Raw genomic sequence first — 12,661 nt, 5'->3', positions numbered from 1 at the left:
TGAAGCGACACGTCAGCGCCGCCGCTCAATCCGCGGCAACGCCGTCCGTCGATGGCCGCTGTATAGAGGCACCAAACCGCAGGTGTCAACGCCCCCTTTTGCGGATTTTTACAAAATCGTCATGGGGCCATGCCGGGCCAGTAGAGGCCGCGGATCGGCATCCCGGTCGAAACCCACCCGAAAGGCCCATTTTGCTGCATCTAGAGCCCCAATCAGGAACAATTTACCATATTGCGCCGCATCAAAAATTTCCTACCCTCTGTGGATAAATTCCAGCCAGGGGCGGTCGGCTTGCTCCAAATCCGGGTCGGAATCGGCCTCACCCTCGCGAAAAATTTTTCAGAATCTCATTTTGGGGGCCGCGGCGACCAACAAACGCGTCATTTCGCTTTGCGGCACTGCAACAAGCCGGCCGGGAGGGCCGGACTCGACGATACGCCCGGCATCCATCACGCAGAGCCGGTCGCACAAGGCCGCCATCACGGCCAGATCATGGGCGATGAACAAAAGCGCCGTGCCGGCCTTCTCACGGATGTCGAGCAGGAGGTTGAGGATCTGCGCCCTGACGGCCACGTCGAGCGCCGAGACCGGCTCATCCAGGATGATCAGGGCCGGATCCGTCACCAGGGCCCGGGCGATGGCGACACGCTGGCGCTGGCCGCCGGAGAGCTCATGGGGGAAACGGCCGAGCAGCCGCTCCGGCAGGCCGACACGCTCCATCAATGCCAGGATCCGTTGCCTCTCCTGTGCCCGAGACAGGGAATGCCAGATTCGCAGGGGATCGCCGATGACGCGCTCGACCCGGGCACGCGGATTGAAGGCAGCCAAGGGATCCTGGAACACCATCTGCAGCCGCGGTCGGATACGGCGCAAAGCCTTGCCGGCAAGATGGGTGATCTCGCGCCCTTCGAAACGGATGGAACCGGCATCGACCGGATGGAGCCGCAGAATCGCACGGGCAAGACTGGTCTTGCCCGCCCCGGATCCCCCCGCCAGACCGACGATCTCGCCCGGTGCGATGGCAAGGTCGATACCATCCAGGATGGCATGCCGCCCCGCCGGCCCCCGCACGCTGCTGCACAGCGCCTCGATTTCAAGCAGGGCATCAGCCATGACCGGCCCCCTCCCCCACGGCGGGAACCCTGACGGAAAAATCCCTGGGGTCGATCTCGGCAAAGCGGCGCGAGTGGGGACGTCCGAGCCCCTGATTCTCGAGGTCCAGACCCTTCGGTTCCAGACTCTTCAGTTCCTGCCGTGTCGCCAGCAAGGCCTTGAGATAGGGATGGGATGGTGCCCGGAACAGCCGCTCCGCCGGGCCGGTCTCGACCAGGCGGCCCTGATAGAGCACCGCGACATCGTCTGCCAGTTGCGAGGCAAGGGCGATGTCATGGGTGACGAAGATCAGGGTGAGCCCACTTCCCGCCGTCAGCGTCCGCAGCAATTCGACGATGGCATGCTGTGTGATCGAATCGAGAGCGCTGGTCGGCTCGTCCGCGATCAGCATGCTGGGCTCGCTGACCAGGGCCGCGGCGAGGGCGATGCGCTGTTTCTGGCCACCTGAAAACTGGTGCGGATATTTGCGCAATGCGGCGTGCGGATCGGGCAAGGCCATGCGGCCGAGCCAATCCTGCGCCAGGGCCAACGCGTCCGCACGACTCCCCCCCCGGCAGGCCCGGCGCGCCTCGGTGATCTGATCACCCACCCGGATCAGCGGGTCGAGGCTGCCGCCCGGATCCTGGAAGACCATGCCGATATCGCGCCCGGGACGCGGCTGCGAGGCAAAGCCCGGCCGGGTCAGCCGGCCGGTGCTGACCGCATTGGATGGCAGCAGCCCCGCCAGGGCCGCCGCCAGGGTTGACTTGCCCGATCCGCTTTCTCCCAGCAAGGCCAGATGCCGGCCGGCCTCGATGTCGAGGTCGATGGCCTGCAAGGCCGGATGCATGCCGGCACGATCGCGATAGGAGACGCCGAAGCCGCGCAAGGAAAAGAGCTTCATGCCGCCGGCTCCTTCACGCGTAGCGCCTTGGCATAGCCTCGCCCGGTGAGATGGATCGCCAGCACCATGGCAACAAGGGCAAGACCTGGCACCAGCGACAGCGACGGTGCGCTGCGCAGCAGCGAGCGCCCTTCGGCCACCATGCTGCCCCAGCTCGGCCGGTTGGGATCGCCGAAACCGAGGAAGGACAGAGCCGCTTCGATCAGCACCGCCGCCGCCGCGATGATCGCAGCGAGCGAAATCACCGGCGGCAGGGCATTGGGCAGGATCTCGCGAAAGCCGATGACGAGCGGATGCATGCCGGCAACACGGGCGGAGGCGACGAAATCGCGCTCGCGCAGGGAACGGATTTCGGCGCGCGCGATGCGGGCAGGCTGCGGCCAGGCGCCGGCACCGATTGCCAGCACGATGGCCGGCAGGCTCGGCCCAGTCACGCTGATCAGCGCCATGGCGAGCAGGAAGGCCGGCACGGTCTGGAAGGCATCGGAGAGGCGCATCAGCACGTCGTCGGTCCAGCCACCCAGGAAGCCTGCCAGCGTGCCGACCAGGCAGCCGAGCAACAGGGAAGCCAGCGCCGAAGCGACGGCCACGAGAAGCGTGGTACGGCTGCCCCAAGCCAGCTCGGCAGCGATGTCGCGCCCCAGCCGGTCGGCTCCCAGGGGATGGGCCGAATCGGTGAAAGGCGGAAGCAGCGGCGGCGCACTGATGGCAAGCGGATCGCCCGGAAAGATGAATGGCGCCGTCAAGGCCAGCGCAGCAAACAAAGCAAGCAACACCAGGCCGACACGGCCCTCCCCACTGCGCAGCATGGCCATCAATATGGTCATGCGACACGCTCGCTGGCGCCGATGCGCGGATCGAGCCAGGCCTGCACCAGATCGGCCAGCAGGTTCATGGCGATGACGACGATGGCGCTGAACAGCACTACGCCGAGCAGCAGCGGCGTGTCGCGGCGAGAGACCGCCTCGGCCGCCAGGCGGCCGAATCCGGGTATGGCAAAAACGCTCTCCACCACCACGCTGCCGCCCAGCAGGGAAGCCGACTGCAGGCCAAGCATGGTGATCACCGGCGCCAGGGCATTGCGAGCGACGTGGTTCAACGCCAGCCGCCAGCCCGTCACGCCGCGGGCGCGCGCGGCCCGGATGAAGTCGGCATGCCAGACCTCCTCCATGCCATCGCGCAACAGGCGCAGGAACAGGGTCATGTAGAGCAGGCCGAGCGCGCCGACCGGCAACACCAAATGCCGGGCGATGTCCCCTGCCCGTTCCAGGCCCGTCTTGCCGGAAGCCATCGTTTCGAAGCCGCTGGCCGGCAGCCAGCGCAGCATGACGGAAAAGACCAGGATCAACACCAGGCTGAGCCAGAAGCCGGGCATGGCGTAGAGGGCGAGCGAGCCCAGCGACAGAACGCGATCGAGCCAGCCATTCGGGCGCCAGCCCGCCAGGAAGCCGAGCCCGATGCCGAGCAGGAATGCCAGCGCCAACGCCGAGCCCATGGTGATCAGCGTCACCGGCAGGCGCTCGAGCAGGACGCCGAGCACCGGCCGCTGAAAGGCGGTCGACCAGCCGAAATCGCCGTGAGCCAAGGCCGACAGATAGGCCTTGAGTCGAAAGGCGGGGCCCTGATCCAGACCCCACTCGCTTCTCAGCTCGGCGATCCGCGCCGCATCCGCCCCGCCGATACCGGCGACATAGGCATCGACGGCATCGCCCGACGCCGATTCGAGCATGAAGAAGGCGCCGATGACGACCAGGAGCAGAACCACCAGGGCCCCGCCCATGCGCCGAAGGAAGCGCGGGATCACGGGCGATTATTCCCGGATGCGCGGACGTCTCGTCCGCCTCTTGGTCTCCCGGGAACGTGGCGGTTCCAAGAGCGGACGAGACGTCCGCGCACCCGGAAACGATATCACGGCGCCATCTCCGGCAGGGCGGTATCCGCCCAGGACGACACCGCCCAGCGTGGATTGTTGGAGACGTTCTGCAAATTCTCGCTGGCCACGGTGATGAAGGAGAACTCGGCCACGTTGATCAGCGCGAGATCGTCCACCACCAGCTTCTGGAACTGCTTGTAGAGCTCGGCTCGTTTTTCGGGATCGATCTCGACCGCGGCCGCCGCGATCAGCGCATCGGTCTTGGGATTGGCGTAGCCATACTGGTTCGAGAACGGCACGCCAGCCGGTATGCCGCTCTGGAACAGGATGGTGGTGGAAATCGCCGGATCGGAGCGGTAGACCGGCGTGCCGACGGCCAGATCGAAAGCGTGATCGGTATAAACGGCCTTCAGATGGGCGGGCGAATCGTTGGAGACGATCTCGGCATCGATACCGATCTTGGCCAAAGCCTGCCGGAGATAGGCGCCGAACTGCACGGTTTCGTTGAAGAAGGGCGCCGGTAACAGCTTGAGATGGAAACGGATGCCATCCGCTCCCTTCTTGTAGCCGGCTTCGTCGAGCAAGGTCTCGGCCTTGGCCGGATCGAATTCGTAACGCTCGACATCCGGGTTGTAGAAGGTCTTGTCGGTCTGCGGCACCGGTCCGGTGGCCGCAGTCGCATAGCCGCGGAAGATCGCCTGCACAACGAAGCCCTTGTCGATGGCATGGGCAATCGCCTGGCGGACGCGTAGATCCGCCAGTTCCTTGCGGGTATGGTTGATCTCGATGATCATCTGATAGGTGAGCGCCTCATAACCCGTGGAATAGACCTTGAGGCCCGGCACCTTGGAGATGCGGTCGAGATCGGCCAGCGGCACGGCCGAGAAAGCGGCAAGCTGGATCTCGCCCGCCTCGAGCGCCGCGCCGGCGGACTGGCGATCGGACAGCACCTTGAACAGGATCTCGTTGAAGTGCGGCTCACCCTGGGCCCAATAGGCTTCATTGCGCCTGAGCAGATAATATTCGCCCGGCTTGTGCTCGACGAATTTGAAGGGCCCGGTGCCGATGAGCTTCTCATTGGCCGGGTTCTTCATGATGTCGGTCCCGGCAAAGACATGCTTGGGCAACACCGAGGTCAGGGCCGGCAGGCAGTTGCGGATGAGCTGGAAGGGTGTGGGCGCCGAGAAACGCAGGACCGCCGTGAGGGGATCGGGCGTATCGACGCTTTCGAGATCCTTGAATACGACACGGCCGAGATTCTGCAGTTTCTTCCACACTTCCAGGGCGGAGAAGGCGACATCGGCCGAGGTGAAGGGCTTGCCGTCATGCCATTTCACATCGGGGCGCAGCTTGAAGGTGACGGCCTTGCCGTCAGCCGACCCCTCCCAGGACAGGGCAAGCTTCGGCACCAATCCGTCCGGGCCGTTGTAATCGGCCTCGGCCAAGGGCTCGACCACCTTGCTGGCGACGAAGAAAACGCCGTTCGAAGCAACGATAGCGGGGTTGAGATTGGTCGGCTCGGAATCGGCGGCAACGGTCAGGCGACCGGCCGGAACTTCGCTGGCAGCCAGGCGATGCGGCAGCCCAAGCGCCAGGGCCGTTCCGGCACTGGCGAGCAGGAATGAGCGGCGGCTAAGCAGGATCGGCATGTGCAACCTCCCGGGAGGAGCCGTTCGAATCAGCGTGATTGGATGATGCTTGGCTGAGAATGGCAAGCGCAGCATTGACCCCGGTGCCGGCGTCGGCCTGCCGGCCGAGCTGGTTCAGCGCGCCGCCCAGCGCCGCCACTGCGGTCACGGCCAGCATCGGCTCGGCTGCCGGGCCCATATGGCCGATGCGCAGCACCTTGCCCGCCGTCTCGCCGCGACCAAGCGACAGCATCACGCCGTAACGTTCCAGCAGCGTATCGCGCAGACGGATGTCTGCAATGCCCTCGGGCAAGCGGAAGACCGTAGCGGAGGGTGCGGCGATTGCTTCGCGTGCCGGCCACAGCTTCACGCCCAGCGCCTTAAGCCCGGCCCGCGCGGCTGCCGCCGTACGGGCATGCCGGGCCCAGACCCGTTCGGGCCCTTCCCGGAGATAAAGGTCGAGCGCCGCGTCGAGGCCATGAATCTCCGCGAGCGACGGCGTGACAGGAAACGCCCGCCCGGCCTCGGCCGCCAGTTCCCAGTCGAGCAGCGACAGGAAGGAAGCCCGCGGGGCATCCGGGTTGGCCTTGATTCTCTCCCATGCCCTCTCACTGACGGCAAGCAGGCTCAGGCCCGGCGTGGCCCCCAGGCATTTGGCCGCGGAGGTCACGAAGATGTCGATCGCGGCCTCCTCCGGATGCACGTCCAGGCTGCCGAAGGAGGAAACGGCATCGGCGATGACATAGGCGCCGTGCGCGCGGCCGAGGCGGCCGATTTCAGCCAGGGGATTGAGCGTGCCGGAGGGCGTGTCGTGATGGCAGACGGTGATGATCGAAATATCGGGGCGCGCCGCCAGCGCCTCGCGCACCCTTTCCGGGTCGATCGCCTCGTCGAACGGCACTGCAAGCTCGATCACCTCGCTGGCATAGCGGCGGGCCCAGCCGGCATAGCCCTTGCCATAGACGCCCGAAACGAGATTGAGCACGACGTCCTTGCGGCCGATCAGGGAAGCGGCGGCAGCTTCGAGCCCCAGCAATGCGTCCCCCTGCAGGATCAGGGGCAGGCTCGAAAGGCGTAAGGCGGCCTGCAACTTACCCACCACCGAGCGGTAGAAGTGCTGGAAAGCATGATGTCCATCATAGACGGCAGGCCGGGCCATGGCGTTGAGCACGGCGGGATAGGCCGTCACCGGCCCGGTCGTCAGCATGAAAGGCGGTGGTGCAAGCATGGAACAGTCCGCGCGGAAAAACGATTTGATTGGATGCTAGCTTTGCGGCGCATCGCCGACAACGCATGAATTACAGCGAGTTAACGCGCCTCATGGAGAAATACATGTTAGTTGCGTTAAAAATAGGACTGTCTCCGGCGTGACTGTTCTGCGACGCTCATCATCGGGTTGTCTTGTGTTCGACACGATCCCGTTGTTAATGGCACCCGGTAGAGTTTCCCGATGAAGCGTTCGGATGGGCTTCATCGGGAAACTCTGCGAATGCCCGATAACGAGCAGTCTCTCTTGATGATCCTTGCCGCCCCATCAAGAGAGACCTACTTGCGGGACATGGTGTGATGACACGTTTCGGCAACCGGTTCGAACCCTTACCCAGACGGACATGATGAAGAACAAACTCGAATATGTTTGGCCGGTCATCGGGCTCGCCGCCGTCGTATTCTCGGTCTATCTCCTGTCCAAGGAGCTCAAGGGCGTCGAAGTCGGCCAGGTCTGGCAGGCCGTGGTCGATCGCGGCCCCGTGATGATCCTGCTGGCCTTCGCCTCCACCACGCTCGCCTACGCTGCGCTGGCCTGGTACGACCGCATCGCGCTGATGCATGTCGGCAAGAAGCTGTCCTGGCCGGTGGTCTCGGTCGTCTCCTTCGTGGCCTATGCGCTCGGCCACAATATCGGCGTCTCCGTGCTCTCCTCCGGCCTGGTGCGCTACCGGGCCTATTCCAGGATGGGGCTGAACGCAGCCGAGGTTGCCGTCGTCACGGCCTTCTGTGCCTTCACCTTCGCCTATGGTGCCGTGTTCCTCGGCGGCATCGTGCTGGTGGGTGAGCCGGAACTGCTTTCGCGCCTGTTCCATTTCCCGCCCAGCGCCGCCTTCATGCTGGGCTTGGCCATGCTGGCCTTCGTACTGCTCTACCAGGCCGGTGCGATCCTGCATCTCAAGCCCCTGCGCATCCGTTCGCTGCAGATCGCCTATCCCAAGCCGACCATCGCCTTCCGGCAGCTCTTCGCCGCTCCCATCGAAATCGTCGGTGCCGCCGGCATCATCTATTTCGCCCTGCCCGACGCCCTCAACCCAGGTTTCTTTGTGGTATTGGGCATGTTCCTGGCTTCCTTCTGCGCCGGCCTGATTTCCAACGCCCCGGGTGGTGTCGGCGTGTTCGAAGCGGTTTTCCTGCTGATCATGCTGCCGGCCGGCGCCAATCCGAGCGATCCTGCGGTGATTCAGTCCAAGGCTGAGATCATTGCGGCTCTCCTGATGTTCCGCCTGCTCTATCTGCTCATCCCGCTGGCGATTTCCTGCGTCATCGTGCTCTACACCGAGCGCCAGTCCCTGGGCGGCCTGCTCGGCTCCGTCGTCGGCGGCAAGTCGGTCGAAGGCAAGGAAGCCCAGCCGACGATCAAGCTCGAAACCGTGCGCCAGGACCCTCCGCAGCATTCGTAAGCCCGGCCAGATCGGCGCTTGCTCGATTTGCCTTGAAGTCAGGGCGCAGATCGCTCGATCAGGCCCTGCCTTCATGTCAGCTCAGCACGAAATCAACGGGCGTGGGTGCCTCGGGCAGGTCGGTCTCGCCGAGATCCTCCAGAATGTTGATTTCGATGATCCGGCAGATCGCCATCACCGGCAGGCTGTTCGGTGTGGCGCCAAAGGGCGCCACCAATTCGTCGCCGAGCACGTCGAGACCGAAGAAGGTGTAGGTCACGATGGCGGCGATCACCGGCGTCCACAGGCCCATGCTGTCGGCAAGGCCGAAGGGCAGCAGGAAACAGAACAGATAGACGGTGCGGTGCAGCAGCAGGGAATAGGCGAAGGGGAGCGGCGTCTGCTTGATGCGCTCGGCCGCGGTCAGGTCGGTCGAGAGCCCCGAAATTCTCTCCTCGAGAACTTGCGCCATCTGCGCCGAGATCCGTGCCTTGTCGAGAGCTTCGCCGACCAGCCGGCTCATCTGCAGCAACAGGCGATTCGGCCCGCGCCGGCTTGCGGTGACGGCAGCACGATCGGCGGCGTCGAGATGGCGTAGGGCCACTTCGTCCGGCGCCTCGTCGCGCAAATGGCAGCGGACCAGATCGCAAAAAGCGATGGCAAGAAGCGCCAGCCGCCTCGCCACCTCCGGCTCGGCGGCAAGATAGGCAAGGGCCTGGCGCGACAATCCCCTGGCATCGATCACCAGAGCCCCCAGGATCTTGCGCGCCTCCCACCAGCGATCATAGCTCGCAGTGTTGCGAAAGGCCGAGAAGATCGACAGCGCCACGCCGATCAGGGAGAAGGGCAAGGCGGCGATCGGCGGCACATGCATGAAGCCGCGGGTTTCCAGCAGCGTCACCGCAACCGAGATCAGCACCACCACCAGTATTTGGGGCCAGATCTGCGGCACGATGGAGCCGCGCATGATGAAGAAGAGTTCCCATGCCTGCGGGTTTTTGCGAACAATCATAAAAGAGTGATCCGGTTGGGGCGTATCCTGGCATGTGGCACGCAGGCCAGCTTGTGCCACACCGCGAAGGCGACGTGAATTTTCTCGCCGCCGCATCGGGATGCCGTATTGTCGCGCTCGGCCGGCTGCGCTGGAGGCCAGCCCCGATCGGCGCTTCAAAACAGGAGAAACGATGCCGCAGCATCTGGGTGCAGTCACACTGGTCGTCCGCGACTATGACGAGGCCAGGGATTGGTATGTCGGCAAGCTCGGTTTCGAGGTGGTCGAGGACAGCGACCTCGGCGATGGCAAGCGCTGGCTTCTGGTTGCTCCGCCGGGCGCTGGCCAGACCCGCCTCCTCCTCGCCAAGGCCGCGTCGCCGGTACAGGCGGCGGCAATCGGCAACCAGACGGGGGGCCGCGTCTTCCTGTTCCTCAACACCGACGATTTCCGGCGCGATCATCGCCTCTATCTCGCGCGTGGCGTGCGATTTCACGAGGAGCCGCGGATGGAGGCCTACGGCACGGTGGCTGTGTTCGAGGATCTGTACGGCAATCTCTGGGACCTGCTGCAATTGAGCGGGTTGGACAGGCCGGCATGACCTGTCATTTCCATGCCGGCCAATGCCCGAGCTGCGGTCAGGGCCGGCTGTTCCTCTATCGCAGTGCTGACACAGGCACCGTCTATGGCCATTGCGAGGAATGCGAATGGGGATATAGATCGCCGGACAGGCTGGCGGCAAGGGACGGCTTTCTGACGCTCCTGGATGAGGAAGATGCCGAGCCGGCCAATGAGGAAGACATCCGTCGCAGCGCCTGGGCCAATGGCAGGATTTTCGCGGTGCGCGAATAGAATTGCCGCCTTTTCCGCTCCTGACGCGGGGTGATCCGCTCGGTAGCGCCTTTCGCCATTTTCGATGGTCTGGTGTCCGATCGCACACGGCACCCTCGTCGCCTTCGATAAGATCCGAATGCGGTTGACGCCAACCGTCAGATCATTTAAGTTAGCGTTCGTTCACTAACTTAAATGATCTTGAGCAAGCCAGCAGGACAGGACCATGACCTCTCCTACGCCGTCACAGACCAGGGCTTTCTCCAACGGATTGCTGGCCTATGCCCTCGCGAGCGTTGCGCTCGCCCTGTTCTACTGGGGTGTCTATCTCTACATCGACAGCCTGCCCTGCCGCGAACTTCTGTGCAATTTCGAATGGATCCTGCTTTTCTTCGGTCCGATCGTGGCAGTGTTTCTGGTGGGGCCCCTGGCCAATTTCGGACTTCTCCTGTGGGAGCGCCGGCGCTCATCGACCGTCTGGCCACTCCTGCGCCTCGCCTTCAGCGCGATCGGCGCCGGCTTCTCGGCGCTGGTCGCGGCGACCTTCGTCATCCAGCTGGCACGGCGCGGCATGGTTATGATCGATCTTTCACCCCAGAGCCTGATCTTTGCCGTGATCTTTTTGACAGCGACCTGGATCAACCTGCGCTGCGCCGAGGCCATCCTGCGCAAGGGCGATATCTGTCCGCTGCGCTGCAGACGGACAACGTCGTCCGGCCATTGGAAGGACGCAATCGGCTGAGATTGATGCATCCGGGTCCGGGCCGGCAGGTTGCACGGGCCGGTGGGGGACTCATCGATGCGCAATGCCGTCCGAATCGCTCTGACTGCCGCAATCATTGGGGGCATAGCGGCCCTTCCCGGCCTGGCCCTGGCCGAAGTGAATGCGGCGAACAGCCCGGCCTCGACGAGCCGCCCCTTCAAGACCACTGCTGTCGCGCGTTTCGACACGCCTTGGGCCATCGCCTTCCTGCCCGACGGGCGCATGCTCGTCACCGAAAAGGGCGGGCAGCTGTTCCTGGTGACCCCAGCCAGCGCCAAGTCTGAGGTTAGCGGCGTTCCGCGCGTGCAGGCCGGCGGCCAGAACGGCCTGCTCGATGTTGCGGCCTCGCCGGGCTTCGCCCGAGACGGGCTGATCTATTTCAGCTATGTCGAACCAAGCGTCGGCGGCGGCACACTGGCCCTGGCGCGGGCCGGGCTGAAAGAGGCGGGCGGCAAAGCGGGTCTCGACGATCTTGCCGTGATCTGGCGCGCTTCGCCCAAAGGCGGCGGCGGCCAGCCGGGCGGCATCATCGCCTTCGCTCCCGATGGGCGCCACCTCTTCCTCAGCTCCGGCGACCGCATGGAGCCGGAAACCGCCCAGAACACCGATACCAATCGCGGCAAGATCCTCAGGCTCAATCTCGACGGCACGGCGCCTGCCGACAATCCGATGGCGGCCCAGGGCGGCGTGCAGGCCGAGATCTGGAGCCTTGGCCATCGCAATCCCTATGGCCTGGCTTTCGCCCCCGACGGCAGCTTGTGGGAAAACGAGATGGGGCCGCGCGGCGGCGACGAGCTCAATCTGATCCGCAGGGGCGCAAATTATGGCTGGCCGATCGTCTCCAATGGCGACAATTACAGCGGCGTGCCGATCCCTCGGCACCGGACCCGTCCGGAATTCGAAGCCCCGGTGATCTATTGGACCCCGATCATCGCCCCTGCCGGCCTGGCCTTCTATTCGGGCAAGCTGTTTCCGCAATGGCGGGGCTCCGCCTTTATCGGGGCGCTGCGGGGCGAAGCCCTGGTGCGCATCGCCTTCGACAGCAAGGATGGCGCGCGCCAGGCCGATCGCTGGGAGATGGGCGCCCGCATCCGTGATGTCGCCGTCGATCGCGACGGCGCGATCTGGCTGATCGAGGATGCTTCGGACGGACGCCTGCTGCGCCTGACGCCGGCAAAATAGCTCAGGCGGTGAAGTCCGCCAGCGGCACATGCGCCGCCGCCTGGCGCGGCAGGCATCCGCTCAGCCGCGGATCGGCGCAGACTTCCACCTCGAAGGCGAAGGGCACGAAGCCGGAGCGGCGGTAGAAGGCAAGCGCGCCGGGGTGGTCGAACGTGCAGGTATGCACCCACAGCCGTTCGATCGGTCTCGCCCAGGCCTTGGCCAGGGCCTGGTCCATCAGGAAGCGGCCGGCGCCCTGCCCGATCGCCTCCGCCACCAGGCCGAAAAAGGCGAGTTCGCACTGCCCCTTTTGGCGGAAATCAAGCTCCAGCAGGCCAAGCTGCCGCTTGCCTGCCATGAGGACATAGACCTCGACATCGGGATGCTCCAGAATCGCCCTGAGTTCGGCGTCCGGCATGGCCAGGCGCGAAAACCACAGCCAATCCTCGCCGACGGCCCGATAGAGGGCGCGATAGTCGCTCAACTCCGGCTTCTCGATCCGCTCCAGCGTCATCGGCCGTTCGAGCGGCCTCGCCGGCTTCGGCCTGGGCTTTTGCAGCATCTCGAGGCAGGTGACCACATTGGCGAGCATGCCGGGCGGCACGTTGGAGTAGCCGGCGGGAAGAATGGGAGCGGAGGAGGCCATGGAACCGAACAATGCTGAAGCGTTTTGTGATCTCAATGAAGCACTTCAAATCACAACGGCGCGTCGAAGCAAAGAGCTATAACGATTTGACGGAGCTCCCAAGAATCGCAAAAACTCGTCGAAC

Annotated in this window: 13 protein-coding genes; 5 read left to right on the top strand and 8 right to left on the bottom strand. The window is 64.6% G+C overall.

Annotated features, from left to right (window positions below):
* Positions 1–339: 339 nt before the first annotated feature.
* From ACTJKX_RS29885 to ppaT, 6 genes are all read right to left on the bottom strand, one after another.
* Complete coding sequence (locus ACTJKX_RS29885; RefSeq protein ID WP_440727482.1) at positions 340–1,113, bottom strand: ABC transporter ATP-binding protein; 774 nt, start codon at positions 1,111–1,113, stop codon at positions 340–342.
* Positions 1,106–1,996, bottom strand: a complete 891-nt coding sequence (locus tag ACTJKX_RS29880; protein WP_440727481.1) for an ATP-binding cassette domain-containing protein — start codon at positions 1,994–1,996, stop codon at positions 1,106–1,108. The genes ACTJKX_RS29885 and ACTJKX_RS29880 overlap by 8 nt, the downstream gene beginning before the upstream one ends.
* The gene (locus ACTJKX_RS29875; protein WP_440727480.1) at positions 1,993–2,823 is read right to left on the bottom strand and encodes an ABC transporter permease; all 831 of its coding nucleotides are present in this window, start codon (positions 2,821–2,823) and stop codon (positions 1,993–1,995) included. Before ACTJKX_RS29875 ends, ACTJKX_RS29880 begins: the two co-directional genes overlap by 4 nt.
* Positions 2,820–3,776 (bottom strand): ABC transporter permease, encoded by a 957-nt coding sequence (locus tag ACTJKX_RS29870; protein ID WP_440727485.1) that lies wholly within the window; start codon positions 3,774–3,776, stop codon positions 2,820–2,822. The genes ACTJKX_RS29875 and ACTJKX_RS29870 overlap by 4 nt, the downstream gene beginning before the upstream one ends.
* Before the next feature lie 128 nt (positions 3,777–3,904).
* The gene (locus ACTJKX_RS29865; RefSeq protein WP_367625112.1) at positions 3,905–5,518 is read right to left on the bottom strand and encodes an ABC transporter substrate-binding protein; all 1,614 of its coding nucleotides are present in this window, start codon (positions 5,516–5,518) and stop codon (positions 3,905–3,907) included.
* Entirely contained in the window at positions 5,502–6,725 is a 1,224-nt protein-coding gene (ppaT, locus tag ACTJKX_RS29860; protein WP_394314606.1) for a pyridoxamine--pyruvate transaminase, read from the bottom strand. Before ppaT ends, ACTJKX_RS29865 begins: the two co-directional genes overlap by 17 nt.
* A 382-nt stretch (positions 6,726–7,107) precedes the next feature.
* On the opposite strand from ppaT, the gene ACTJKX_RS29855 reads away from it, so the two are divergent.
* Positions 7,108–8,166, top strand: a complete 1,059-nt coding sequence (locus ACTJKX_RS29855) for a lysylphosphatidylglycerol synthase domain-containing protein (protein WP_311932798.1) — start codon at positions 7,108–7,110, stop codon at positions 8,164–8,166.
* Between the two features lie 76 nt (positions 8,167–8,242).
* Here ACTJKX_RS29855 and ACTJKX_RS29850 read toward each other — a convergent pair whose 3' ends face one another.
* On the bottom strand, positions 8,243–9,157 hold the full coding sequence (locus ACTJKX_RS29850) for a bestrophin family protein (RefSeq protein WP_440727479.1): 915 nt from the start codon (positions 9,155–9,157) through the stop codon (positions 8,243–8,245).
* Positions 9,158–9,329: 172 nt separating this feature from the next.
* Between ACTJKX_RS29850 and ACTJKX_RS29845 the strand changes: the two genes are divergently transcribed.
* The 4 genes from ACTJKX_RS29845 to ACTJKX_RS29830 all read left to right on the top strand — a co-directional run bounded on the left by ACTJKX_RS29845 (position 9,330) and on the right by ACTJKX_RS29830 (position 11,912).
* Entirely contained in the window at positions 9,330–9,737 is a 408-nt protein-coding gene (locus tag ACTJKX_RS29845; RefSeq protein WP_440727478.1) for a VOC family protein, read from the top strand.
* Positions 9,734–9,988, top strand: a complete 255-nt coding sequence (locus ACTJKX_RS29840) for a hypothetical protein (RefSeq protein ID WP_440727477.1) — start codon at positions 9,734–9,736, stop codon at positions 9,986–9,988. Before ACTJKX_RS29845 ends, ACTJKX_RS29840 begins: the two co-directional genes overlap by 4 nt.
* A 205-nt stretch (positions 9,989–10,193) precedes the next feature.
* Positions 10,194–10,709: a hypothetical protein gene (locus tag ACTJKX_RS29835; protein ID WP_440727476.1), complete on the top strand. Its 516-nt coding sequence runs from the start codon at positions 10,194–10,196 to the stop codon at positions 10,707–10,709.
* Positions 10,710–10,766: 57 nt separating this feature from the next.
* On the top strand, positions 10,767–11,912 hold the full coding sequence (locus ACTJKX_RS29830) for a PQQ-dependent sugar dehydrogenase (RefSeq protein WP_440727475.1): 1,146 nt from the start codon (positions 10,767–10,769) through the stop codon (positions 11,910–11,912).
* Between the two features lies 1 nt (position 11,913).
* Here ACTJKX_RS29830 and ACTJKX_RS29825 read toward each other — a convergent pair whose 3' ends face one another.
* A complete protein-coding gene (locus ACTJKX_RS29825; RefSeq protein WP_440727474.1) occupies positions 11,914–12,537 on the bottom strand; it encodes a GNAT family N-acetyltransferase in 624 nt (207 codons plus the stop codon).
* Positions 12,538–12,661: the final 124 nt, after the last annotated feature.

The sequence above is a fragment of the Labrys sp. 22185 genome (genome assembly GCF_052045555.1).
Classification (GTDB): Bacteria; Pseudomonadota; Alphaproteobacteria; order Rhizobiales; family Labraceae; genus Labrys; species Labrys neptuniae.
This window is presented reverse-complemented; position numbering and strand designations above follow the sequence as displayed.

What these genes read in the sequence shown, in the direction of transcription:
- ACTJKX_RS29885 (WP_440727482.1), bottom strand. Translation starts at nt 1,113, where the DNA reads ATGGCTGATGCCCTGCTTGAAATCGAGGCGCTGTGCAGCAGCGTGCGG.
- ACTJKX_RS29880 (WP_440727481.1), bottom strand. Translation starts at nt 1,996, where the DNA reads ATGAAGCTCTTTTCCTTGCGCGGCTTCGGCGTCTCCTATCGCGATCGT.
- ACTJKX_RS29875 (WP_440727480.1), bottom strand. Translation starts at nt 2,823, where the DNA reads ATGACCATATTGATGGCCATGCTGCGCAGTGGGGAGGGCCGTGTCGGC.
- ACTJKX_RS29870 (WP_440727485.1), bottom strand. Translation starts at nt 3,776, where the DNA reads ATGGGCGGGGCCCTGGTGGTTCTGCTCCTGGTCGTCATCGGCGCCTTC.
- ACTJKX_RS29865 (WP_367625112.1), bottom strand. Translation starts at nt 5,518, where the DNA reads ATGCCGATCCTGCTTAGCCGCCGCTCATTCCTGCTCGCCAGTGCCGGA.
- ppaT (WP_394314606.1), bottom strand. Translation starts at nt 6,725, where the DNA reads ATGCTTGCACCACCGCCTTTCATGCTGACGACCGGGCCGGTGACGGCC.
- ACTJKX_RS29855 (WP_311932798.1), top strand. Translation starts at nt 7,108, where the DNA reads ATGATGAAGAACAAACTCGAATATGTTTGGCCGGTCATCGGGCTCGCC.
- ACTJKX_RS29850 (WP_440727479.1), bottom strand. Translation starts at nt 9,157, where the DNA reads ATGATTGTTCGCAAAAACCCGCAGGCATGGGAACTCTTCTTCATCATG.
- ACTJKX_RS29845 (WP_440727478.1), top strand. Translation starts at nt 9,330, where the DNA reads ATGCCGCAGCATCTGGGTGCAGTCACACTGGTCGTCCGCGACTATGAC.
- ACTJKX_RS29840 (WP_440727477.1), top strand. Translation starts at nt 9,734, where the DNA reads ATGACCTGTCATTTCCATGCCGGCCAATGCCCGAGCTGCGGTCAGGGC.
- ACTJKX_RS29835 (WP_440727476.1), top strand. Translation starts at nt 10,194, where the DNA reads ATGACCTCTCCTACGCCGTCACAGACCAGGGCTTTCTCCAACGGATTG.
- ACTJKX_RS29830 (WP_440727475.1), top strand. Translation starts at nt 10,767, where the DNA reads ATGCGCAATGCCGTCCGAATCGCTCTGACTGCCGCAATCATTGGGGGC.
- ACTJKX_RS29825 (WP_440727474.1), bottom strand. Translation starts at nt 12,537, where the DNA reads ATGGCCTCCTCCGCTCCCATTCTTCCCGCCGGCTACTCCAACGTGCCG.